This is a genomic window from Kitasatospora sp. NPDC004745, assembly GCF_042873275.1.
In the GTDB taxonomy this organism is placed as follows: domain Bacteria; phylum Actinomycetota; class Actinomycetes; order Streptomycetales; family Streptomycetaceae; genus Kitasatospora.
In genome coordinates, this window is the sequence record NZ_JBIALK010000001.1 from 682,960 (window position 1) to 705,505 (window position 22,546).

18 protein-coding genes, 1 tRNA gene and 1 riboswitch are annotated in these 22,546 nt (G+C 73.4%); of the genes, 5 read left to right on the plus strand and 14 right to left on the minus strand.

What is annotated here, in order from left to right; genetic code table 11:
* Positions 1-47: 47 nt before the first annotated feature.
* The 4 genes from ACFYUY_RS03030 to ACFYUY_RS03045 form a co-directional block, all read right to left on the minus strand.
* Positions 48-788, minus strand: a complete 741-nt coding sequence (locus tag ACFYUY_RS03030) for a cobalt-precorrin-6A reductase (protein ID WP_387897354.1) — start codon at positions 786-788, stop codon at positions 48-50.
* Positions 788-1,549: a precorrin-4 C(11)-methyltransferase gene (cobM, locus tag ACFYUY_RS03035; protein ID WP_387897357.1), complete on the minus strand. Its 762-nt coding sequence runs from the start codon at positions 1,547-1,549 to the stop codon at positions 788-790. The genes ACFYUY_RS03030 and cobM overlap by 1 nt, the downstream gene beginning before the upstream one ends.
* Positions 1,546-2,784, minus strand: coding sequence for a precorrin-6y C5,15-methyltransferase (decarboxylating) subunit CbiE (gene cbiE, locus ACFYUY_RS03040; protein ID WP_387897359.1), 1,239 nt, complete (start codon positions 2,782-2,784; stop codon positions 1,546-1,548). Before cbiE ends, cobM begins: the two co-directional genes overlap by 4 nt.
* Positions 2,785-3,040: 256 nt before the next feature.
* Positions 3,041-3,562, minus strand: coding sequence for a gamma-glutamylcyclotransferase family protein (locus ACFYUY_RS03045; RefSeq protein WP_387897362.1), 522 nt, complete (start codon positions 3,560-3,562; stop codon positions 3,041-3,043).
* Between the two features lie 132 nt (positions 3,563-3,694).
* On the opposite strand from ACFYUY_RS03045, the gene ACFYUY_RS03050 reads away from it, so the two are divergent.
* Positions 3,695-4,744, plus strand: coding sequence for an EamA family transporter (locus ACFYUY_RS03050; protein ID WP_387897363.1), 1,050 nt, complete (start codon positions 3,695-3,697; stop codon positions 4,742-4,744).
* Here the strand turns inward: ACFYUY_RS03050 and ACFYUY_RS03055 are convergent.
* On the minus strand, positions 4,710-5,303 hold the full coding sequence (locus ACFYUY_RS03055; protein ID WP_387897366.1) for a dihydrofolate reductase family protein: 594 nt from the start codon (positions 5,301-5,303) through the stop codon (positions 4,710-4,712). The two genes, ACFYUY_RS03050 and ACFYUY_RS03055, sit on opposite strands and share 35 nt — an antisense overlap.
* 228 nt (positions 5,304-5,531) lie before the next feature.
* Here ACFYUY_RS03055 and ACFYUY_RS03060 point away from each other — a divergent pair, with 228 nt between their 5' ends.
* Entirely contained in the window at positions 5,532-6,167 is a 636-nt protein-coding gene (locus tag ACFYUY_RS03060) for a TetR family transcriptional regulator (protein ID WP_360210684.1), read from the plus strand.
* Positions 6,168-6,306: 139 nt separating this feature from the next.
* Here ACFYUY_RS03060 and ACFYUY_RS03065 read toward each other — a convergent pair whose 3' ends face one another.
* From ACFYUY_RS03065 to ACFYUY_RS03085, 5 genes are all read right to left on the minus strand, one after another.
* Positions 6,307-6,870 (minus strand): EF-hand domain-containing protein, encoded by a 564-nt coding sequence (locus ACFYUY_RS03065; protein ID WP_360210686.1) that lies wholly within the window; start codon positions 6,868-6,870, stop codon positions 6,307-6,309.
* A gap of 159 nt (positions 6,871-7,029) precedes the next feature.
* On the minus strand, positions 7,030-8,715 hold the full coding sequence (locus ACFYUY_RS03070; protein WP_387897370.1) for a dipeptide ABC transporter ATP-binding protein: 1,686 nt from the start codon (positions 8,713-8,715) through the stop codon (positions 7,030-7,032).
* A gap of 186 nt (positions 8,716-8,901) precedes the next feature.
* Entirely contained in the window at positions 8,902-9,894 is a 993-nt protein-coding gene (locus ACFYUY_RS03075; RefSeq protein ID WP_387897372.1) for an ABC transporter permease, read from the minus strand.
* Positions 9,895-10,110: 216 nt separating this feature from the next.
* Positions 10,111-11,862 carry an ABC transporter substrate-binding protein gene (locus ACFYUY_RS03080; protein ID WP_387897374.1) on the minus strand — a complete coding sequence of 584 codons (1,752 nt, stop codon included), beginning with the start codon at positions 11,860-11,862 and terminating at the stop codon, positions 10,111-10,113.
* Positions 11,863-12,125: 263 nt separating this feature from the next.
* Positions 12,126-13,091: an ABC transporter permease gene (locus tag ACFYUY_RS03085; protein WP_387897376.1), complete on the minus strand. Its 966-nt coding sequence runs from the start codon at positions 13,089-13,091 to the stop codon at positions 12,126-12,128.
* Between the two features lie 295 nt (positions 13,092-13,386).
* Positions 13,387-13,483: riboswitch (ZMP/ZTP riboswitch) on the plus strand.
* A 20-nt stretch (positions 13,484-13,503) separates the two neighbouring features.
* Here ACFYUY_RS03085 and ACFYUY_RS03090 point away from each other — a divergent pair.
* A complete protein-coding gene (locus ACFYUY_RS03090; RefSeq protein ID WP_360210696.1) occupies positions 13,504-14,973 on the plus strand; it encodes a glycine hydroxymethyltransferase in 1,470 nt (489 codons plus the stop codon).
* Positions 14,974-15,119: 146 nt separating this feature from the next.
* On the opposite strand, the gene ACFYUY_RS03095 is transcribed toward ACFYUY_RS03090, so the two are convergent.
* Positions 15,120-16,565: an aldehyde dehydrogenase family protein gene (locus ACFYUY_RS03095; RefSeq protein WP_387897380.1), complete on the minus strand. Its 1,446-nt coding sequence runs from the start codon at positions 16,563-16,565 to the stop codon at positions 15,120-15,122.
* Between the two features lie 610 nt (positions 16,566-17,175).
* On the opposite strand from ACFYUY_RS03095, the gene ACFYUY_RS03100 reads away from it, so the two are divergent.
* A complete protein-coding gene (locus tag ACFYUY_RS03100) occupies positions 17,176-18,165 on the plus strand; it encodes a class I SAM-dependent methyltransferase (RefSeq protein ID WP_387897382.1) in 990 nt (329 codons plus the stop codon).
* 291 nt (positions 18,166-18,456) lie between these two features.
* On the opposite strand, the gene ACFYUY_RS03105 is transcribed toward ACFYUY_RS03100, so the two are convergent.
* The gene (locus ACFYUY_RS03105; protein ID WP_387897385.1) at positions 18,457-20,145 is read right to left on the minus strand and encodes an APC family permease; all 1,689 of its coding nucleotides are present in this window, start codon (positions 20,143-20,145) and stop codon (positions 18,457-18,459) included.
* 343 nt (positions 20,146-20,488) lie between these two features.
* Positions 20,489-20,573, minus strand: a tRNA-Leu gene (locus ACFYUY_RS03110).
* A gap of 394 nt (positions 20,574-20,967) precedes the next feature.
* Here ACFYUY_RS03110 and ACFYUY_RS03115 point away from each other — a divergent pair.
* Entirely contained in the window at positions 20,968-21,462 is a 495-nt protein-coding gene (locus tag ACFYUY_RS03115) for an ATP-binding protein (RefSeq protein WP_360210778.1), read from the plus strand.
* 128 nt (positions 21,463-21,590) lie between these two features.
* Here the strand turns inward: ACFYUY_RS03115 and idi are convergent, their stop codons facing one another.
* On the minus strand, positions 21,591-22,259 hold the full coding sequence (gene idi, locus ACFYUY_RS03120) for an isopentenyl-diphosphate Delta-isomerase (protein WP_387897388.1): 669 nt from the start codon (positions 22,257-22,259) through the stop codon (positions 21,591-21,593).
* Between the last annotated feature and the right edge of the window lie 287 nt (positions 22,260-22,546).

Sequence of the window (22,546 nt, forward strand, 5' to 3'; positions counted from 1 at the left end):
GGTTCGGGACGGCGTCCGCGGTGGGTGCCGGGTGCGGTGGGGCCAGCCTAGGGGAGCTGCTGCAGCCAGTGCGTCGCGGTCGGGACGTCCGGGGCGGCGGGGACGCCGGCGGGCAGCGGTGGGCGTTCCACCACGACCACCGGCAGGCCGAGTTCGCGGGCCGCGGTGAGCTTGGGGGCGGTGGCGGCGCCACCGCTGTCCTTGGTGACCAGGACGTCGATCCGGTGCCCGCGTAGCAGCGCCCGTTCGCCGTCGAGGGTGAACGGGCCCCGGTCCAGGAGGACTTCGAGCGCGGTCGGCAGCGGCGGCTCGGGCGGGTCGACCGAGCGGGCCAGGAAGTGCAGGCCGTCGAGGTGGGCGAAGGTGCCGATGCCCTGCCGCCCGGTGGTGAGGAAGACCCGCCGCCCGAGCGCCGGCAGCAGCTCGGCCGCCGCGGCCAGCGACGGGACGCGGTGCCAGCGGTCCCCGTCGACGGTGGCCCAGCCGGGCCGCCGCAGGACCAGCAGCGGTACGTCGGTGGCGGCGGCCGCGAGGGCCGCGTTGCGGGACATCCCGGCGGCGAAGGGGTGGGTGGCGTCGACGACCGCGGCGACCCGCTCGGTGCGCAGCCAGGCGGCCAGGCCGTCCGGACCGCCGAACCCGCCGATCCTCACCTCCCCGGCGGGCAGCCGGGGTTCGGCGACGCGGCCGGCCAGCGAACTGGTCACCCGCAGGGACGGCAGCTCGGCCAGCGCGGCCGCCAGGGCCCGGCCCTCCGTGGTGCCGCCGAGGACCAGGACGTGTCGCATCAGGCCCCGCAGGGCTCGTGCGGGCGCTCGCGGTCCGCCGAGTAGAGGTGGCTGTCGCGGAACTGCTCGGCGGCCAGGGTCCGTCCGACGATGATCACCGCGGTGCGGACCACGCCCGCGGCCTTGACCTGCTCCGCGATGTCGGCGAGGGTGCCGCGCAGCACCAGCTCGTCCGGCCGGCTGGCCATCGCGACGACGGCGGTCGGGCAGTCGGCGCCGTAGTGCGGGAGCAACTGCTCGACGACGTCGTCCACGTAGCCGGCTGCCAGGTGCAGCACCAGCAGGGCGCCGCTGCGGCCGAGGGTGGCCAGGTCCTCGCCCTCGGGCATCGGGGTGGCCCGCTTGGAGATCCGGGTGAGGATGACGGTCTGGCCGACGGTGGGCACGGTGAGTTCCCGCTTCAGCGCGGCGGCCGCGGCGGCGAATGCGGGCACCCCGGGGACCACCTCGTACGGCACGCCCTCCGCGTCGAGGCGCCGCATCTGTTCGGCGACGGCGGAGAAGACGGACGGGTCGCCGGAGTGGAGGCGGGCCACGTCCTGTCCGGCCCGGTGCGCGCGGACCAGCTCGGCGACGATCTGGTCCAGGTTGAGCTGTGCGGTGTCGATCAGGCGGGCGCCCGGCGGGCACTCGTCGAGCAGCTCGCGCGGGACCAGGCTGCCGGCGTAGAGGCAGACCTCGGCGCGGGCCAGCAGGCGCTGCCCGCGCAGGGTGATCAGGTCGGCGGCGCCCGGGCCGGCTCCGATGAAGTAGACGGTCACGAGGCTTCCTCCTGGGGGGTGTTGGGCTTGACGGCGGACCACTGGGTGACCGGCATGGCCTGCCGCCACCCGGTGAAGCCACCCACCGGGACGGCGTGCGCGACGGCGAGCCGCAGCAGTTCGCCGCCGTGGCGCCGGTACCGGTCGGTGAGCAGCGCCTCGGACTCCAGGGTCACGGTGTTGGCGACCAGTCGGCCGCCCGGGCGCAGCGCCGCCCAGCAACTGTCCAGCAGGCCGGGGGCGGTGAGCCCGCCGCCGATGAACACGGCGTCGGGGGTGGGGAGTCCGGCGAGGGCGGCCGGGGCCGGGCCGGTCACCACGCGCAGTCGGGGGACGCCCAGCGTGCCGGCGTTGCGGCTGATCCGCTCAGCCCGCACCGGGTCGCGCTCGATGCTGATCGCCTGGCAGTCGCGGTGGGCGCGCAGCCACTCGACGGCGATCGAGCCGGAGCCGCCGCCGACGTCCCACAGCAGTTCACCGGGGGTGGGGGCGAGCGTGGCGAGGGTGGCTGCGCGGACGTGCCGCTTGGTGAGCTGGCCGTCGCTCTCGTACGCCGCGTCGGGCAGTCCGGGGACGAGCGAGCCGCGGGGTCCGTCGCCGAGCTCGACCGCGATGACGTTCAGCGGATCGCCGGGCGGGTGCGGCCAGCCGTCCGCGGGGCCGTCGAGGCGGCGCTCGGCTGCGCCGCCCAGCTGTTCGAGGACGTGCAGCCGGGCGCTGCCGTGGCCGCGGGCGGTGAGCAGGGCGGCGACGGCGGCCGGGGTCGCGGCGTCGGCGCTGAGCACCAGCAGGCGGCGTCCCGGGTGCAGGGCGAGGGAGAGGGTTTCCAGGGGGCGCCCGACCAGGCTGACCACCTCGGTGGACTCCAGCGGCCAGCCGAGCCGGGCGCAGGCGTAGGAGACGGAGGAGGGGTGCGGCAGGATGCGCAGCCGGTCGGCGCCGACCGTCTCGGCGAGGGTGCGGCCGATGCCGTAGAACATCGGGTCGCCGCTGGCCAGGACGGCCACCCGGCGGTCGGCGTGGTCCGCGAGCAGGCCGGGTACGGCGGGGCGCAGCGGGGACGGCCAGGGGACGCGCCGGGCGGTGACCTCGTCCGGGGGGAGGAGGTCGAGCTGGCGGGGGCCGCCGACGATCACCTCGGCCGCCGCGAGTGCGGCCCGGGAGGCGGTGGCGAGGCCGGGCCAGCCGTCGGCCCCGATCCCGACGACGGTGATCGGGGGTGGCAGCTCGGGCACCGGGGGCTCCTCGTCGTTCGGCGGGGGCGGACGTCTGGTCGTGTGCGCGCCGACGGGCCGGAAAGCACGCGGCCGGGGCAGCCTACCTGGCGGTATCCGGCCGTCCGACGGCCGGAGGACCGCTGCGGGCCACGGCTGGTGGCCGGCAGTTGTGGCCCGCCGGCAGGTGACCGTCGACCGCCGACAGAGAACAGATGACGGAAGACAGATAACAGACTCTGAAATCTGAAATCTGAAAGTTGTCAGCTGTCACCCGTCAGCCGCCCGCCCCGTCCCCCCGCTCCGTCCAGTCGCCCGAGTCGATCAGCGCCGGTCGTGTCCGCAGCCTGGCCGCGACGGCCGGTCCGGCGAGGTACACCCAGGCCTCCCGCAGCTCACCCGGGCCCGTCTCCGCCCCGCCGACTGTTCCCACCGCTCCGACTGGCCCCGCTGCTCCGGCCGTCGCCTCCCCTGCCCCGGCCTCCGTCCGCACCGTGAGCCGTCGCCGCACGTAGAGGCCCGTCCCGTCCGCCCGGCACCCCTCCAGCAGGTCGAGGGCGGTGAGCGCACCGGCGTACGCGCCCGGGCGGATCGTGACCAGCTCACCCACGATGCGGCGTCCGGGCGTCGCGTCCGGCACCGCGTACGGGTAGCCGGGTCCGTCGTGCAGCGCGGCTCCGTCCAGGACCGCCGGCCGGATGTCGGCGCAGCGGCCCGCGAGGTGGGCGGCGTGGTTGCAGCCACCGCTGCGCAGGGTGCCGTAGACGAAGAACGGCAGGGCCTCGTCGGACGCGGACACGGGTTCGACCTCCTGGCTGCGGGGAGCGCCCACCGTACGTCCTCGCGCCCACTTCGTGATACCCACTGGCGGACTGGCCGCTGATGCGCTCTCATGGCAAGGTTCGGCCAGTACCGTCCTAGGGGGAGACACATGACAGCACCCACCGAGCCCAGGCCGGCCGAAGCCTCCGGGATCGAGGCTTCCGGGGTCGAGGCCTCCGGGTCCGGGACCTCGCTCACCAAGAGCCCGGCGGGCGGCGCGGTCGCCCCCGTCGAGGACGCCCGTCCGGCCTCCCGGCCGAGCAGCGGTGCGGTCTGGCTGGCGCTCGCCGTGGTGTACGTCGTGTGGGGTTCGACCTACCTGGCGATCAGGATGACCGTCGAGACGATGCCCTCCTTCCTCTCCGCGTCCGCACGCTTCCTCACCGCGGGTCTCCTGCTGGCGGGCTACCTGCTGGTGCGCCAGGGCCCGGCCGCGCTGCGGGTGAGCCCGCGCGAGTTCGGCTCCGCCGCCCTGGTGGGCGTGCTGCTGCTGACCGGGGGCAACGGGCTGGTGGTGCTGGGGGAGACCTCCGTCCCGTCCGGCCTGGCCGCGCTGCTGGTGGCGGCGGTCCCGCTGTGGATGGTCCTCCTGACGGCGGCCGGCGGCGAGCGCCCCCGGCGCGCCGAGCTCGCCGGGGTGCTGCTCGGCCTGGTCGGCCTGGGGGTGCTCTCCGCCCCCGCGATCGGCGGGGACATCGCGCCCGCCGGCGTGGTCCTGATCGTCTGCGCCACGCTGTGCTGGGCGTCCGGCTCGTTCGCCAGCAAGCGGATCACCATGCCGCGCAACGTGCTCGCCGCGAGCGCCTACCAGATGCTCGCGGGCGGGCTCGCCGACCTGCTGATCGGACTGGTGCGCGGGGAGCACCAGGGGCTGGACCTCGGGGCCGTCTCGGGCCGGTCCTGGCTGTCCCTCGCCTACCTGGTGCTGTTCGGTTCGCTGCTCGCCTTCACCGCGTACGCGTGGCTGTTGCGCTCCGCGCCGCTGACCCTGGTCGCCACCTACGCGTACGTGAACCCGGTGGTGGCGGTGCTGCTGGGCTGGATGATCCTGGCCGAGCCGCTGACCGGGTCGACGCTCGCGGGCGGGGCGATCGTGGTGGCGGGGGTCTGCCTGGTGGTGAGCGTCAGTCGGAGCCCGGGGCGGTCCGGTCGTAGGTGAGGATGACGTTGCCGCGTTCGAAGACGCGGCAGTCGGCGAGCGTGAAGGCGTGCGGGGCGAAGTCCGCGCCGAACAGCGGGACGCCGGATCCGGCCACCACCGGGTACTGCTTGACGATCAGCTCGTCGATCTCGGGTAGCAGCCGGCCGGCCAGTTCGCCGCCGCCGCAGAGCCAGATGCCGAGACCGTCCTCCTGCTTGAGGCGGCGGACGAGGGTCAGCGGGTCCTCCGCGGTGACCTCGACGGCCGGGTCCGGGCTGGTGTCGAGGGTGCGGGAGAAGACGATCTGCCGCAGGTGGGCGTAGGGGTCGGTGAGGCCGATGTCCGCCCCCAGGCCGTAGGTGCTGCGGCCCATGAGCACGGTGTCGAAGCGCTTGTTGGGCGCGTCGGCGATGCCGTTCCCGGCGCGGCCGGGGGTGGGGATGGTCTCCGGGTACTCGGAGAAGAGCGTCGGTGCGAAGTCCTCGGTGACGTGCGCCATGAGGAAGTCGAAGCCGCCGTCCGGGTCGGCGATGAAGCCGTCGATGCTGGCGCCGACGAAGTAGCTGAGCTTGCGCATTCAGGTCCTCGGGGTAGGGGGATCGGCGGGTCGGGTGGCCCGTCCGGGTTAACCACTGCGGATATAGTACTCCGGTCGTAGTGGTTGGCAAGGGGTATTGTGCTGCCCCTCCCCGGCGCCCGGGCCTGCTCGCCTGTTCGCCGGCCTGGTCGCCCGCCCGCCGACCAGCCGACCGGCCCGCCCGCACCCGCCCGGCGCCGCGCAGCGCCCGAGGGGCACAATCGCCGCATGGTCCAGAATCCCGCCCGCCGTACCGCCCTCGCCGACGCCGCCATCGAGGTCCTCGCCCGGGAGGGCGCCCGCGGCCTCACCTTCCGTGCGGTCGACGTGCAGGCCGGCGTCCCGAACGGCACGGCCTCCAACTACTTCGCCAACCGCGACCACCTGCTCCACCAGACCGCCCGGCACATCCACCACCGGCTCACCCCCGACCCGGAGGTCGTCGCCGACCTGCTGCGCGCCCCGCGTGACCGCGCTCTGGTGACGGCCCTGATGCACGACCTGATCCGCCGCATCTCCGCCGACCGCGCGGGCTACCTCGCCATGCTCGAACTGCGCCTGGAGGCCACCCGTCGGCCCGAGTTGCGCGCCCAGCTCACCGGCACCGTCCGGGAGGAGCTGGAGGCCAACATCGCCTACCACCTCGACGGCGGGTTCCCCGGGGACCGCGAGACGGTGCTGGTCCTCTACCTGGCGATGACCGGGCTGATCGTCGAACACCTCACCCTTCCGGGGGTGTTGAGCGCCAAGGTGGCGGACTCGGAGACGGCGGACTCGGAGACGACGGACTTGGGAACGGCGGGCGCCGACGCGCTCGCCGCGCTGATCGACACCATCGTCGAGCGCATCGTCCCGGCGGGGTGACCGGGCCGACCGGGGTGACCGGGGCTGGCCGGGCCGCCGCTGCACGACCGACCCCTGGCGGGACGGGCCGTGCCGGGCGGCCGCCGCCCTCGCGGTTCCGGCGCGTGAGGGCCGCCGCCGCCCGGTCCGGCCCGGTGCCTCAGAAGGCGTGCGGCGGCTTGCCCGTCCACCAGTTGCCCGGGGCGTCCGGGTCGCGGCTGGTCCAGAACTCGATGATCGCGCTGGTGAACTCGGCCGCGGACAGCGTGCCGTCGCCGTCCCGGTCGAGGTGGCGGAAGGCCTCGTCGGAGTCGTCGCGGGAGAGGCCGACGAAGTGGCCGCGCTGGAAGACGAAGAACTCGCCGGCGTCGACGGTCCCGCTGCGGTCGGCGTCGGCGACGGCGAGGAAGGCCTCGGCGAGCGCGCCGATGCTGGCCCGCGCGGCCTCCGGGTCGTCGGCGAGCGAGCCGGTGGAGGCGACGAACTGGGCCCGGGTGATCGCCTCGGTGCCGGTGGGCAGCCTGGCGAGGTGCAGGTCGTGCCAGATCGTCAGATAGGCGCGGACGATGACGGCCTCCGCCTCCGAGCCCTCCTGGTGTCCGAGCGACCGCGCCACCGAGTGGCCCATGAGGACGTGGTCCCGCTCGGTGAGGAGGCCGTCGCCGTCGGCGTCGAGGTGGTCGAATCCGTGGTTGATCTTTGCGATGAGCAGGTCGTCCGACAATGTGCCCCCTTGATTGGCGAGGTCGGTGGCCGGCGATCCCCACCACGCGACGCCAGCACGCTAACCCCTTGAGCCGCGCTCGCGCAGCCGAACGACCGGCGAACGGCCGCACGCCGGCCGCAGGTCGACCGCACGCCCCGTCCTCCCTGGTCGCACCCGCTAGCACCGGTACCCGGGCGGCCCCTGGTGCACCGCGGCCAGCAGCTCCCTGGTGTAGTCCGTGTGCGGGGCGTCGAACAGCCGGTCGCGGTCGGTGGACTCGACCAGCCGGCCGCGGTGCATCACGGCCACCCGGTCGCAGAAGTGCCGCACGACCGCGAGGTCGTGGGAGACGAACAGGAAGGCCACGCCCAGGCGTTCGCGCAGCTCCATGAGCAGGTTGAGCACCTGGGCCTGCACCGAGACGTCGAGCGCCGACACCGGCTCGTCGGCGATGATCAGGCGCGGTCGCGGGGCGAGGGCCCGGGCGATGCCGATCCGCTGGCGCTGGCCGCCGGAGAACTCGTGCGGGTAGCGGTCCAGGTGTGCGGCGGACAGTCCGACCTGCTCCAGCAGTTCGGCCGAGCGCTCCCGCCGCTGCGCCGCGTCGAGCTCGGTGTGCAGGCGCAGCGGGGTGTCCAGGGTCCGGGCGACGGTGCGGCGCGGGTTGAGCGAGGCGTACGGGTCCTGGAAGACGAGCTGGACCTCCCGGCTGAGCCTGCGCCGCAGCTCCCGGTCCGGGCGGGTGGCGTCCTGGCCGTCGTAGCGGACCCGGCCCGCGGTGGGCCGCTGGAGGCCGGCCAGGACCCGTGCGGTCGTGGACTTGCCGGATCCGGACTCGCCCACCAGTCCGAGCGTCTCACCGGGGGCGATGCGCAGACCGACGCCCTCGACGGCCCGGACGGGCTCGGCGCGCAGCGAGCCGAGGCGGCGCCGGCCGGGGAAGCGGACGGCGAGGTCCGTCACCTCGATCAGCGGGTGCGCGGTTTGTGCGGGGTGCTCGACCGTGCGGGGGGCGAAGCGCCGTGCTTTCGGTGACGGATCGTCAACTGTCGGGAGTGGGGCGCCCGGTACGGAGTCCAGGGTCAGCGCGGCGCCCACCAGGGCGCGGGTGTACGGTTCGCGCGGCGCGGCCAGCAGTGCGGCGGTCGGCGCGGACTCGACCTCGGCGCCGCCGCGCATCACCAGGGTGCGGTCCGTGGTGCCCGCGACGACACCGAGGTCGTGGCTGACCAGCAGCACCGCCGTCCCGTGCTCGCGCTGCAACTCGCCGAGCAGGTCGAGGACCTGCCGCTGGACGCGGGCGTCGAGGGCGGTGGTCGGCTCGTCGGCGATCAGCACCTGCGGATCGTTCATCAGGGCCATGGCGATCATCACGCGCTGGCGCATCCCGCCGGAGAACTGGTGCGGGTAGTCGCGCACCCGGGCGGCCGGGATGCCGACCCGGTCGAGCATCTCGGCGGCCCGGCGGCGGGCCCCGGCACGGCCCGCGCCCGGGTGGTGCAGCCGGTACATCTCGGCGAGTTGGGCGCCCACGCCGTGGAAGGGGCTGAGCGAGGTGAGCGCGTCCTGGAAGACCAGCGCGGCCCGGCCGCCCCGGACGCCGCGCAGCACGGACTCCGGCGCGCCCACCAGTTCCGCTCCGCCCAGCCGGATCGAGCCGGTGACGGCGGTGGTGCGCGGGTCGTGCAGGCCGAGCACGGCCAGTCCGGTGGCGGACTTGCCGGAGCCCGACTCCCCGACCAGGCCGAGGACTTCACCGGGGGCGAGGTCGAAGGACAGCCCCCGAACGGCGGCCACCGGGGCACCGCCGCGCGGATCGGCGAAGGTGACGGTCAGGTCGCGGACGCTCAGCACCGGCTCCACCGCGGGCGGCGTACCGGGCCCGGCGGACCCACGGGACGGGACGGCCCCGGGCGGCCGTACGGCTGCAAGGCGCCGGCCAGCCTCAAGGGAGCGGACGGCCTCAAGGGGCTGAACAGGCCCAAGGGGTTCAACAGGCCCAAGGGGTTCAAGGGGTTCAAGGGCGGACGTCATCGGAATCGGCTCCAGTCAGCTCAGGCGGATACGCGGGTCGAGCCAGGCGACCACCAGGTCGGCCAGGGCGACGAACAGCACCACGAAGCAGGCGGCCAGCAGCACCGCCCCGACCACGGCGGGCAGGTCCTGGCCCGAGACCGCCTCGGCGGCGAACCGCCCGACGCCGTTCAGTCCGAAGACCGTCTCGGTGATCACCGCCCCGCCGAGCAGCACTCCGGCCTCCAGGCCGATCAGCTGCACCAGCGGTCCGGCGGCGCCGCGCGCGGTGTACTTGAGGTGGGCGCGCAGTCGGCCGAGGCCCTTGCCGCGGGCCGTGCGGACGTACTCCTCGTTCATCGTCTCCAGCAGCTGGGAGCGCGAGAGCCGGGCGAACACCGCGGAGTTGACGAAGCCGAGGACGAGCCAGGGCAGCAGCATGCCGCCCGCCCAGGCGGCCGGGTCCTCGGCCGGCGGGGTGTAGGAGGGCAACGGCAGCAGCCCGGTGGAGTAGACCAGCGCCCACTGTGCGACGTACCCGAGGAAGTAGATCTGCACGCTGGCGCCGACGAGGGTGAACCCGGAGAGCAGCCGGTCCGTGCGGCCGCCGTGGCGCAGCGCGGAGACGAACCCGGTGCCCAGGCCGAGCACCAGCAGGACGGCGAGCGCGCCCGCGGTGAGCGAGAAGGTGACCGGCAGGTGGTCGAGCAGCGCCTCGGTGACGGGCTGGTGCAGCCGGTAGGAGTAGCCGAGGCAGGGCGCGGTGCAGTGGATGACCGAGCCGTCCACGTCGCTGATGTCCCGCCCGGCGACGATCCCGGACAGGTAGTCGCCGTACTGGGTGAGCAGGGGCTGGTCGAGGCCCATGCTCTGGCGGACCGCCGTGACCTGGCCGCTGTCGCAGCGCGGTCCGCAGGCCGCGCGGGCCGGGTCGGCGGGGGCGGCGTAGAAGAGGGCGAAGGCGGCGGCGGAGACCGCGACCAGGACGGCGAGCGCCTGGAGGGCCCGTCGCAGGGCGAAGGAGAGCATGACCGGTCCGGGGTCGTCGGGAACAGCGGGCGTCGGGAACAGCGGGCGTCGGGAACAGCGGCCGTCGGAGAGAGCGGCGGTCGGAAACGGGGCCGTCGGGAACGGCGGCCGGGCAGGAGGGAACGGCGGGGGACCGCCAGGGAGAGGCGCCCGCCGGCCCGCCGGCCCGTCCCCGCCACCTCTCGCGACGGCAGCGGGGACGGGCCGGCGGTCGGCTCAGGACTTCAGGTACAGCCAGGCCAGGCTGACCGTGCCGTAGATCGGGTGGATGAACGCCCCGCCGACGTTGGAGCCGTGCAGCTGGTTGACCGTCGGGTAGGCGAACGGCAGCACCGGCAGGTCCTTCATGACGGTCCGCTCCAGCGCGTACAGCTCCTTGGCCTTGGCGCGCGGCTCGCCGATCTGGTTGATCCGGTCGATCTCCTGGTCGACGGCCGGGTTGCGGTAGCGCGCGGAGTTGAGGTCGCTGCCGGCGCGCCCGTCGAAGGAGAACGGGATCAGCGTGGACGGGGTCGGCCAGTCGACGGAGCTGGTCTCCTCGAACAGGTCGTAGGGGGAGTCGGCGCGGTGCACCTCGTCCAGCAGCGCCTTGGGGTCGATCGGCTTGGGCACGACGGTGATGCCGGCCTTGGCGAAGCCGTCCACCAGCACCTGGGCGACGCGCTGCCCGACGGGCGTGTTGGCGTAGCCGTAGGTGAGCGGCGCGGGCGGCTGCTTGGCCGCGGCGAGGGCGGACTTGGCGGCCTCCGGGTCGCCCTCGGGCTTCACGGGGTCGAGGTCGTACTTCTCCCAGTCGAGGAGGGCGGGCGAGCTCAGGGTGGTGGCGAGCTCGCCGACCCGGGAGCCGCCCTGGACCTGCCGCGCCTGCTGGCGCGGGTAGGCGAGGTGCAGGGCCCTGCGGACGGCGACGTCCGGCACCCGCTCGTTGTTGATCACCAGCTGGGTGACGAAGGCGCCCTGGCGGCCGGAGACGACCAGCTCCCTGGCCTTCGGGTCGGTGTCGGCGGTCTGGTACAGCTCGGGGGAGAGGGCGGTGGAGACGGTGGTGGCGTCGGCGCCGCCGTCCCGGCCGGAGAGGATCTCCTGGTTGATGTTGAGCGCCTCCTTGCCGAAGGTGAAGACGAACTTCTCCGGGTACTGGCTGCGGATCGGGTCGGTCTCGGCCTTCCAGTACGGGTTGCGCTCCAGCACCAGCCGGGTGTTCTGGACGTGCTCGACGATCCGGTACGGGCCGCTGGCGAAGGGCTGGCGGTCGTAGTCGGTCCCCGTGTCCTTGTCCTTGCGGACCGGGGAGGAGGAGGACTGCGCGGCCATGTAGGGCACGTCGGCCTGCGGCTGCGGGAAGTGGAGGACGAGGGTGCGGTCGTCGGGGGTCTCGACGGCGGCGAGGTCGCCGTCCTGCGGCCCGGCGTACTTCTTGCGGGCGTCCTCGTAGCTGGCCTCGCCGGTGAGCCACTGCGGCCAGTAGGGCGGGCCGACCTCGTAGCCCTTGCCGAAGCTGCGCTCGATGCCGTACTTGACCTGCTGGGAGGTGATCGGCTGACCGTCCTCCCAGGCCACGCCCGGCTTGAGCCGGTACGTCCAGGTGCGGCCTCCGTCGGTGGAGGTGCCGGTGTCGGTGGCCAGGTCGCCGACCAGCTTGGCCTTTCCGTCGACGACCTGGTACTGCGTCAGCTGCCGGCCCCAGAGCAGCGAGGCGTTGTAGGCGGCGCCCGCGTAGACCTTCTGCGGGTCGAGGTGGCGGAAGTCGGTGGCGTTGTAGACGTTGACGGTGCCGCCGGCCCGGGCGCCGGAGACGGCGGGGGCCGGGCCCGCGCTGTCCTTCTCGCTGCCGAGGGCGGCGGTCAGCGGGGCGGTATCCTTGGCGGCCGCGCCGGCGGGGGCCGGGCCGGTGCCCGCACCGGCCGAGCAGGCGCTCGCCAGCAGGGCGGTGGCGACGACGGCGAGGGACGGTTTGGTCCAGCGCATGGCGAATCTCTCCTTGCCCCCTGACCGGGGGTGGACGCGGGGTGGACGTCGGACACGGGTGTCCGACGGGGGATGACGGGATGGCGGGAAGGCGGGCTGAGGGGAAGGCGGGCTGAGGGGCTGAGGGAATGACGGCAGGACGGTGGCCTGGTGATGTGTTGACCTGCCCGGCCTGGCAGACCTGCCCGGTCAGGCGGACCCGGCGGACCCGGCGGACCCAGCGGACCCGGCGGCCTCGCGGCCCCGCCGTGGGCCGTCCGGACTCAGCGCCCGGAGCGCGGGTCCAGCGCGTCGCGGACGGCGTCGCCGAGCAGGTTGAAGGCGAGCACGAAGACCAGCAGCGCCACACCGGGGAAGACCATGTAGGTCGGGTCGGCCTGGAAGACCTCGGAGCCGCGCGAGATCATCCGCCCCCAGTCGGGGACGGGTTCGGTGATGCCGACGCCGAGGAAGGACAGCACCGCCTCGGAGGCGACGAAGGCCGGCACCGCCATGGTGGCGTGCACCAGGAGTTGCGAGCGGACGTTCGGCAGCAGTTCGTGGACGACGACGTGGAAGCGGCTCGCGCCCTGGGCCCGTGCGGACTGCACGAAATCCCTTTCCCGGAGCGAACGGACGGTGGCCCGGAGGGAAAGTGCCAGCGGAATCCAGCCGAACGCGGAGAATACCAGGATCAGGACCAGGAACTGCATCCACTCCGGTTCCGCGGCGCCCGGGTCGACCAGTCGGGACTGAATGACCGGGCTGAGCGCGAGCAGCAGGAGCAGGGTCGGGAAAGCGAGCAGCACATTGGCCAGGAAACCGAACATCCGGTCGGCGGCCCCGCCCAGGTAGCCGATCGCGACCCCGGCCAGGACGCCGAGCGCGGTGGTCACGGCGGCGGAGGCGAAGGCGATCAGGAGCGAGGTGCGGATGCCGTAGAGCAGCTGGGTCAGCACGTCCCGGCCCAGGCCGGGCTCCAGACCGAACCAGAAGTCGCCGGAGATGCCGCCGTTCGGCAGTACCGGCAGGCCGCCGTCGCTGAGCAGGCCGGGAGCGTTCTGGCCGTAGTGCTCGACCGGGTTCCTCCCGTAGAGGGCGGCGATCAGCGGGGCGGCGAGCGCGAGCAGCAGGAACAGCAGGACGACGGCGAGCGCGGCGGCGCCGACCCGGTCCCGGCGGAGGCGGCCGAGCAGCCCCGGCGCGGCGGGTGCGGGGCGGGGCCCCGCGGGTGTTTCGACCACGGCCATGAGAGGCGTACTCCCCGAATTCTCCGCCGCCCTGTGGGTGAGGGTGCGCTGGTGTGCATTTCCGAAGGGGCCTCCGGGGGTTTCCCGTCGGCCTTCGAAAAGACATCAGATCGGATGCCGCGGGCGCTCCGCAAATCACCCGGACGGAAATTCCTGGGCACTGTTACGGGAAATGTGGCGGCTTCATTTCGCCGCAACACGGGCGTTGCACGAGAAAGGACATAGCCCGCCAAAACGGGCGGCCCGTTCCGCATTCTGAGACCTCCGCCACAGTCCGTCCGATGTTGATACGATCCCGGTGGGCTGCGACTGGCGCGTAGGGATGGAATCAACCATCGGGAAGCGGCTCCGTGGAGTGTCACGTCAAGTTGCCGAGCGCCTGGGCCGTCCGCATCCCCTTGAGGAGACAGCCTTGGCCACTCCGCACGCAGCCCGCCCCCACACCACCGCCGACGCCGCGGCCGACACCGCCTTCCGCAGCGCCCTCGACGTCGTCGCCGGCGTCGAGCCCCGGATCGCCGCCGCGATCGGGCAGGAGCTCGAGGACCAGCGCGCCTCGCTCAAGCTGATCGCCAGCGAGAACTACGCCTCCCCGGCCGTCCTGCTCGCCATGGGCAACTGGCTCAGCGACAAGTACGCCGAGGGCACCGCCGGCCGCCGCTTCTACGCGGGCTGCCGCAACGTCGACACCGTCGAGACCATCGCCGCCGAGCACGCGCGCGCCCTGTTCGGCGCCGACCACGCCTACGTCCAGCCGCACTCCGGCATCGACGCCAACCTCACCGCCTTCTGGGCGGTCCTCTCCCAGCGCGTCGAGAGCCCGGCGCTGGAACGGGCGAAGGTCCGCAACGTCAACGACCTCACCGAGCAGGACTGGGCCGAACTGCGCCAGGCGCTCGGCAACCAGCGGATGCTCGGCATGTCCCTGGACACCGGCGGCCACCTCACCCACGGCTTCCGCCCCAACATCTCGGGCAAGATGTTCGACCAGCGCAGCTACGGCACCGACCCGGTGACCGGCCTGATCGACTACGACGCGCTGCGCGAGACCGCCCGCGAGTTCCGCCCGCTGATCCTGGTGGCCGGCTACTCCGCGTACCCGCGGCTGGTCGACTTCCGCCGGATGCGCGAGATCGCGGACGAGGTCGGCGCGACCCTCATGGTCGACATGGCGCACTTCGCCGGCCTGGTCGCGGGCAAGGTGCTGACCGGCGACCACGACCCCGTCCGGCACGCCCACATCGTCACCACCACCACCCACAAGTCGCTGCGCGGCCCGCGCGGTGGCATGGTGCTCTCCACCGCCGAGCTGGCCGAGCACGTCGACCGCGGCTGCCCGCTGGTGCTCGGCGGCCCGCTCTCGCACGTCATGGCCGCCAAGGCCGTCGCCTTCGCCGAGGCCCGCCGCCCGGAGTTCCAGGCCTACGCCCGGGCCGTCGTCGACAACGCCAGGGCGCTCGCCGAGGGCCTGCTGCGCCGCGGCGGCAAGCTGGTCACCGGCGGCACCGACAACCACCTCGTGCTCGCCGACGTGACGGGCTACGGCCTGACCGGCCGCCAGGCCGAGGCGGCGCTGCTGGACTCGGGCGTCGTCACCAACCGCAACTCCGTCCCGCAGGACCCGAACGGTGCCTGGTACACCTCCGGCGTGCGCCTGGGCACCCCGGCACTGACCACCCGCGGCCTCGGCACCGCCGAGATGGACGAGATCGCCGCGCTGATCGACACCGTCCTGCGTGCCACCACCCCGGCCACCGGCGCCGGCGGCGCCGCCTCCAAGGCCCAGTACCGGCTCGACGACGCGGTGCGCGACGGGATCGCCAAGCGCGCCGCGGACCTCCTCGCCCCCTTCCCCCTCTACCCGGGCGTCGACCTGGTCTGACCGGGCCGCGAGCGGGCCCGGGACCAGGCCCGGACCCAGGCCTGATCCCGGGCCCGCCAGTCCGTCCGTGCAGCTGCAGCCGTTCCCGGGCCCGCCCGCGCAACCGCGGGCGGGCCCGGGAGGATCCCCGCGGGGGCCTGTCCGGCCTAGAACTGAAGCGACTTGTACTGCAGGAACTCCTCCAGGCCGTGGCGGCCGAGCTCGCGGCCGAGCCCCGAGCTCTTGTAACCGCCGAACGGGGCGAGCGGGTTGAACCGGCCGCCGTTGAGGTCGACCTGGCCGGTGTCGAGGCGGCGGGCGAACGCGGCGGCGGTGGCGGTGTCCGCTGCCCAGACACCCCCGGCCAGGCCGTACTCGGTACCGTTGGCGAGTTCGACCGCGTGGTCCTCGTCCCGGTAGGGCAGGATCACCAGGACGGGCCCGAAGACCTCCTCCTGAGCGATCGTCATGTCCGGTGTGACGTCCGCGAGTACGGTCGGCAGGACGTAGAAGCCGGTGGGAAGTCCGGGGACGGGCTCCGCGCCGCCGGCGACCAGCCGGGCGCCCTCGGCGAGCGCCCCCTCGACGTGGCGGCGCACCCGGGCGAGCTGGGCGGCGCTGACGAGCGGGCCGATCCGGGTCCGCGGGTCGGCCGGATCGCCCGGGAGGTACTTGGCGGCGGCCTTGGCGGCCGTCGCGACCGCCTCCTCGTAGTGGTCCCGGTGCACCAGCAGACGGGTCCACGCGCTGCACGTCTGGCCGGAGTTGGCGAAGACGTTGGCGATGTTCACGTTGACCGCCCGGGCGAGGTCCGCCCCGGGCAGCACCACGTTGGCGGACTTGCCGCCGAGCTCCAGGGCGACCCTCTTGAGCCCCCGGCCGGCCGTCTCGGCGACCTGCCGGCCGACGGCGGTGGAACCGGTGAACGAGACCACGTCCACTCCGGGGTGGGCGGCGAGCGCCGCGCCGGCCACCGCTCCGGTACCGGTCACCAGGTTGAACACGCCTGCGGGCAGGCCCGCTTCGTGCACCAGGCGGGCGAACAGTCGGGCCACCAGCGGGGTGTCCTCGGCCGGCTTGAGGACGACCGGACAGCCGGCCGCGAGCGCCGGGACGACCTTGGCGACGATCTGGTGCAGCGGGTAGTTCCACGGCGTGATCGCGGCGACCACCCCGGCGGGTTCGGCGAGCACCAGCGAGTTGCCGATCCGCTCCTCGAAGGGGTGCTCGGCGAGCAGTGCCAGGTACGAGGTCGCGACGGTCAGGGGCAGCCCGGCGTGCACGGCGGCGGCGAAGCCGACCGGGGCGCCGAGCTCGGCGACCACCGTCGCGGTGATCTCCTCCTGGGCGGCGGCGATCCCGTCCCGCAGCGCGGTGAGCAGGGCGAGCCGGTCCTCGCGGGTGGTCGCCGCCCAGGCGGGGGCGGCCCGGCGGGCCGCGGTGACCGCGGCGTCGACGTCGGCGGTGCCGCCGGCCGGGACGGTGGCGAGCACCTGCTCGGTCGCCGGGTTCAGCACCGTGATCGTCCCGGCGCCGTCCCCGCAGGGCCGCCAGGCGCCGTCGATGTACTGGTCGCGGTACTCCGCGTACTGCTGCACCGAGTGTCCTCTCATCCGATCAGCCGATTAACTAACAGTGCTAGTAGGTAGGCCAGTCAAGGCGGCCGGAGCGGCCGCGCGCAAGAGTCAATCCGGTCCGGTGGACCAGCCGGTTACCTCGGTGCGAACCCCGTGCTGCACTCCCCGGACGGCTCGCCCCGCGCCCGGGCGCGCCATCGCGGGACCACCCCGGTCACCTGCGGCCAGACCCTCCGCCGCCGGGCCCACCGCCCCTCGCCCGGAACGGAGTTGACGGACGGGCTGCTGCACCGCCGGCCGATCGGACCGGGGCCCGGCGCCCGCGCCGACCGGCCGGGACCGCGCCGCGCGGACGAGGCCGGAGGGGCCGCCGCGGCGCGGTGGCCGAAGCCTCCCGAAGGCTCCGTGCTCACCCTCCGGAAGCGAACCGACCGATCACGAAACTCATCGCGCGAAAAGCTCCTCACGGTGGCGGGCGTCACTGTAGATTGCAGCGAACTCAGCCACGGGGCACTACTGTTGCCAGTGGTTCGTAGTGGTGTGCATGGCCGGGACACGCGTGTCCGGGGGAGCCGCCGGGATGCTGCCACCGGGCTGAGGTCTGGCTCAAATCCGCAGGTCATCCGTACCGCATAAGGAGCATCCCGTGACCGATGCCGCGTTGAAGGACGAGTCTCAGCGGCCTGTCGAGCCGGCTGTTCTGGACGACGTCCCGGGCTGGTTCTGGGACCACGACCGGCACTCGTTCGACTGGTTCATGGCGCGGCAGGAGAAGGCCGGGGTCACCGGCGACCTGCTGGAGATGGGTGCGTACCTGGGCCGCAGTGCGATCGTGATCGGCGAGCACCTCCAGCCCGGTGAGACGTTCACCGTCTGTGACCTCTTCGACTCGGACGCGCCGGACGACGAGAACGCCGCCGAGATGGACATCTCCTACCGCAAGTCGCTGACCCGCTCCGCCTTCGAGTCCAACTACCTCTCCTTCCACGAGCGGCTCCCGGAGATCATCCAGGCCCCGACCTCGGTCCTGGCCGGCGGGCGGATCCCCGCGGGCGCGTTCCGGTTCATCCACATCGACGCCTCGCACCTGTACGAGCACGTCGTCGGCGACCTCCAGGTCGCGCGCGTCGCGCTGCAGGACCAGGGCGTCGTGGTGCTGGACGACTACCGCTCGCAGCACACCCCGGGCGTGGCCGCGGCCACCTGGGGAGCGGTCTTCAACCACGGGCTGAAGCCGATCATGCTCACCGAGTGCAAGTTCTACGGCACCTGGGGGGACCCGGAGCCGTTCCAGCGGGACCTGCTCGAGCGGGTGGACCTGGCCGCGGGCTGCTACCTGAGCACCGAGACCCTGAACGGGCAGCAGGTGCTCCGGATGACCGGCAGCTCGGAGGGCATCGAGTCCTTCCGTCCGTCGCGGCACCAGCACCGGCTGGCCGCGGAGGCCGCCCGCCGCGAGGCCGAGGAGTCCCGCCGCGCTGTCCAGGAGGCGCAGGAGGAGGCGGCCCGCGACCTCGCCGCCCGCCGCGCCCGTGCGGCCGACCAGCGCCGCCCCGCCAACGTCGCCAAGCGCGCGGCCAGGGACCTGCTGCCCCCGGTCCTCACCTCGGCCATCCGCCGCGCCCGCCGGGGCTGACCGCGTCGGTCAGGGTGAGCGGAGCAGCCGGAACGCCCGGAGCGCCGATGGCGACCGATGGTGGACGGCCGACAGCCGGCAGCTGACAGAATTCAACTGACAGATGTCAGCGAACAGAATATGAAATCTGTCATCTGAAATCTGTTCGCTGAAACCTGTCATCTGTTACTCCCCGCCTCCCCGCCTCCCTACCCCCACCCCCCAGGCCCGCCCCCGAGCCCGGGCCCCGCCAACGCCGAGGGGCCGGTCGGACAATCCGACCGGCCCCTCGACTCCTACAGGGATCAGGGATCAGACCTTCGACGGCTCCCGGCCGCTTCCGGCGCCCTCCACGGTGCCGGCGCCGGCCGCGCCCTCCGCGGTGGCCGCGGTCGCGGCCTCGGCGTCCAGCTCCCGCCGGACGGCGGCCAGCGACGGGTTGGCCCAGGCGCTGGCGACGCCCCAGTAGTAGAAGGCGAGGCCGATGGCGGCGACGACCAGGAGGTCCCAGCCCTCGGGCAGGTAGCCCTGGCCGCCGAAGTCGGTGCTGCCGGCCCAGGAGATACCCGCCATCACGAACAGGTAGGCGACCATCCAGGCGCCCGCCTTCAGGTTCGGCCGCAGCTCGGCCCACGGCTTGCGCAGCTCGTACCAGGCCCAGATCGGCAGGCCGGCGGCCATCAGCAGGATGACCTTGCCGGTGAGCGGCCAGCGGGCCCAGTAGAGGACCAGCGAGCCGAAGACCATCGCGACCGGGGCGATGACGGGCATGGCCCGCAGCCGGACCGGCCGGGGCAGGTCGGGGGCGAGGCGGCGCAGCGCCATCACGGCGACCGGGCCGGTGATGTAGGAGATCACGGTGGCCACCGAGACGATCTCGGCCAGCGAGCCCCAGCCGCGGAAGACGGCGAGGAAGAGGAACGCGACCACCAGGTTGAGGACCAGCGCGGGGCGCGGGATGCCGGTGCGCGCGTCGACCTTGCCGAAGACCTTCGGCAGGTGGCCGTTCTCCTGCACGCCGTGGATCATGCGCGAGGTGGTGGCGGCGTAGATCATGCCGGTGCCGCTGGGGGAGATGAACGCGTCCGCGTACAGCAGCAGGGCGAGCCAGTTGAGGCCCCAGGCGATCGAGAGGTCGGCCAGCGGCGAGGTGTAGCCGAGGCCGCTCCAGCCGTTCGAGAGGTCGGCGGCCGGGATGGCGCCGAGGAAGGCGACCTGCAGCGCGACGTAGATCACCAGCGCGATCAGGATGGAGCCGATGACGGCCTTCGGCAGCGACTTGCCGGGGTCGCGGGCCTCGCCGGCGAGGTTGAGCGGCGACTGGAAGCCGTTGAAGGCCCAGACGATGCCGGACACCGCGACGGCGGTGAACACCGCGCTCCAGCCGTTCGGCGCGAACCCGCCGTGGTCGGTGAAGTGGGCGGTGTCGAAGTGGGCGAACAGCAGGGCGCCGGCGGTCAGCGTCGGCACGACGACCTTGAAGACGGTGATCGCGGTGTTGGTCTTGGCGAACAGCGTGATCGCGAACCAGTTCAGGACGAAGTAGCCCACCAGCAGCACGCTGGCCAGCGCCACCCCGCTGAGGGTGAGCTCCTTGCCGTCGTACAGCCCCTTCGCCCAGTCGAAGTGCCAGGAGCTCATGTACTGGACGGAGGCGGTGGCCTCGCCGGGGATGACCGAGACGATGGCGATCCAGTTGGCCCAGGCGGCGAGGTACCCGGCGAGCGAGCCGTGCGAGTACTGGCCGTACCGGACCATGCCACCGGCCTTGGGGAACATCGAGCCCAGCTCGCTGTAGGTCAGGGCGATGGTCAGCGCGACCGCGGCCCCGATCACCCAGGCCAGGATCGACGCCGGGCCCGCCAGCCGGGCGGCGCGCTCGGCGCCGAACAGCCAGCCGGATCCGATGATCGACCCGAGCCCGACGGCGGTCAGGCTGATGGTGCCGAGCGATCGGCGGTAGTTGTGGTGTGATGCCGTCGGCGACTCTGGCTCACTCAACGTATCGGTCCTCTCGCTCGGGGTTCATCGGGTGGTGTCGGCGTATGTGCGGCTTTGCCTCGGTATTCCGGACAAACGGAAAGCAGCCTATGGGCCGAAATCGGGCGAATACCTCAGGGGAAGCTCAAACCGTCCGATCGTTGCCATCTCGTGTCCGGTTTTCGGTTGTGCCGGACACCTCGGAGGCTCTGCGAACCGGCCCGCCCAGCCCCCACCGGCCGACGCGGCCCGAGCGGCCCGCCCAGGCCTCACCGGCCCACGCAGCCCGAACAGCCCTGAAGATCCCCGGGGAAAACAAAAATTCCCTGTGGGTTCCTTTCGGATCCCACAGGGAATTCGGCTGTGTCCGAGGGGGGACTTGAACCCCCACGCCCGATAAAGGGCACTAGCACCTCAAGCTAGCGCGTCTGCCATTCCGCCACCCGGACAGGGTGTGTGCTTCGGGGTTTTTCTCGGCCCCTCGGCGACAGAGAGAACATTACCAGGGTTCTGGAGTGCTTCTCACCTGCGTTTCCCCGGTGCCGGTCGCGCGCCCGGGGCGCCCGGGCCGGTCGGGAGGTCCGACTGGCTGGGACGGGTCGCCAGGGCGCGCGAACCGCGGCCGAAGCGGTGCCGAGCGCGAAGGAAACGGTCGGCCCCGGTGGCGGGCGCGGTCGGATCCGGCCGGAAGCGGTCCGACACGGGCAAGTTGTCGACGGTGCCGTGGTGCCGCCGACGCCTCTCCTAGCCTCTGTGGACCGAGGGCGCCATGAGCGGAACGCCTGATTCCCGGGTCGCGGACATCCCCGGGTAGCGGACGAAGGGCGGCTGGACGTGGAGCAGATGAGCGGGGCGGCGAAGGCAGGTCCGAGACGTGGCGCCCCGGGCCGCGCTCCGGTGGCCCCCGTGGAGGGCGTGTGGCGCTTCCCGGTGCCGGCGGCCGAGTCCTCGGTGCCGCTCACCCGGCACGCGGTGCGCGACCGCCTGCTGGCGCAGGGGATGGCCGGGGTGCGCTACCAGGAGCTGGTGGACGACCTGCTGCTGATCGTCTCGGAGCTGGTGGGCAACGCGGTGACGCACGCCGCCGAGCTGTCCCCGGAGGTGACCACGGAGCTCTCGGTCCGCCGGGGCTGGGTGCGGGTGTCGGTCGAGGACGGCGACCCGTACCGACCGAAGGCCCTGGAGAGCGACACCGGCCGCACCGGGGGCCGGGGTCTGCTGTTGGTGAAGAGCGTGACGCTGCAGGCCGGCGGGGTGTGCGACGTGGAACGGACCGGGGAGGGCGGCAAGGTCATCTGGGCCTCGCTGCCCATCCCCCCGGAGCTCGACGAGGACTGAGGCGGCGGCCCGCCCCCGGACCCGCCCCGCAACCGACCGGACCCGCGCCACAACGGACCGGGGCCCCGCCCCACAGCGGACCGGGGCCCCGACGAGCGGGTCCCGGCCGGCCACCAGTCCCCGACCGGCTACCAGTCCCGACCGGCGATCTCCCGGATCCCCGGCAGCGCCCCCTCGAGGACGGTGTCGAACCAGACCGAGAAGGGCCGCTCGGCCCGCAGCTCCCGCAGCTCCTGCGCGGTCACGAAGGCGAAGTCCTCGACCTCGTCCGGGTTGGGCGTGACCGGAGCGGTGACGAGCCCCACGAACAGGTGGTTCCACTCCCGCTCGATCAGCCCGGAGGCCTCGTCCGGGAGGTCGTAGCGGACGGTCCCGGCCTCGCAGAGCAGCGCCGGTGCGACGCCGAGCTCCTCCGCGGTGCGGCGGGCGGCGGCGACGAACGGCGGTTCGTCGGGGTAGGGGTGGCCGCAGCAGGTGTTCGACCAGACACCGGGGGAGTGGTACTTGCCGAGTGCCCGCCGCTGGAGCAGCAGCCGCCCCTGGCGGTCGAAGAGGAAGACGGAGAAGGCGCGGTGCAGCCGGCCCGGCTGCTGGTGCGCCCAGTGCTTCTCGGCGGTGCCGATGGTGTTGCCCTCGTCGTCCACGAGCTCCAGCAGGATCTCGGTGCCGGTGGCGTCGCCGGTCCCGGCCGAGATCCCCCGGGCGACCGCCACGTCGGTCTCGACGTCCAGACCGGTGTCGATCTCGGAGTCGAAGTGGGTCGGGTTGGTCGGGTCGGTCGGCAGACTCTGGGGCATGAGGCCTCTTTCGGGAGCGGGAGCAACGGGGGCATCGGGTGCGTCCGGTACACCGGTTGCATCGGACGCAGCGGGGGCACCGGCGCCGGCGTCGGGCTCCAGTCTGCCGTATGGGTGGCGGTCGGTAGGGGTCCCACGCACAACCGGGCGGATCATGACCGCAGGGAGGCCGAATCCGGGCGGAGACGGGCACGGGCCGGCCCCGGAAGGGGCCCTGGAATAGCAGGACTGTTCGGTAGGCGTTCGAATTGCGTTCGATCGACGCTCCGCCATCCTCCCGTCACCTC

Bases quoted from the DNA above. Each gene is read 5' to 3' on its own strand.
- ACFYUY_RS03030 (WP_387897354.1), bottom strand. From the start codon at position 788: ATGCGACACGTCCTGGTCCTCGGCGGCACCACGGAGGGCCGGGCCCTG.
- ACFYUY_RS03050 (WP_387897363.1), top strand. From the start codon at position 3,695: ATGACAGCACCCACCGAGCCCAGGCCGGCCGAAGCCTCCGGGATCGAG.
- ACFYUY_RS03055 (WP_387897366.1), bottom strand. From the start codon at position 5,303: ATGCGCAAGCTCAGCTACTTCGTCGGCGCCAGCATCGACGGCTTCATC.
- ACFYUY_RS03060 (WP_360210684.1), top strand. From the start codon at position 5,532: ATGGTCCAGAATCCCGCCCGCCGTACCGCCCTCGCCGACGCCGCCATC.
- ACFYUY_RS03075 (WP_387897372.1), bottom strand. From the start codon at position 9,894: ATGCTCTCCTTCGCCCTGCGACGGGCCCTCCAGGCGCTCGCCGTCCTG.
- ACFYUY_RS03080 (WP_387897374.1), bottom strand. From the start codon at position 11,862: ATGCGCTGGACCAAACCGTCCCTCGCCGTCGTCGCCACCGCCCTGCTG.
- ACFYUY_RS03085 (WP_387897376.1), bottom strand. From the start codon at position 13,091: ATGGCCGTGGTCGAAACACCCGCGGGGCCCCGCCCCGCACCCGCCGCG.
- ACFYUY_RS03095 (WP_387897380.1), bottom strand. From the start codon at position 16,565: ATGAGAGGACACTCGGTGCAGCAGTACGCGGAGTACCGCGACCAGTAC.
- ACFYUY_RS03115 (WP_360210778.1), top strand. From the start codon at position 20,968: ATGAGCGGGGCGGCGAAGGCAGGTCCGAGACGTGGCGCCCCGGGCCGC.
- idi (WP_387897388.1), bottom strand. From the start codon at position 22,259: ATGCCCCAGAGTCTGCCGACCGACCCGACCAACCCGACCCACTTCGAC.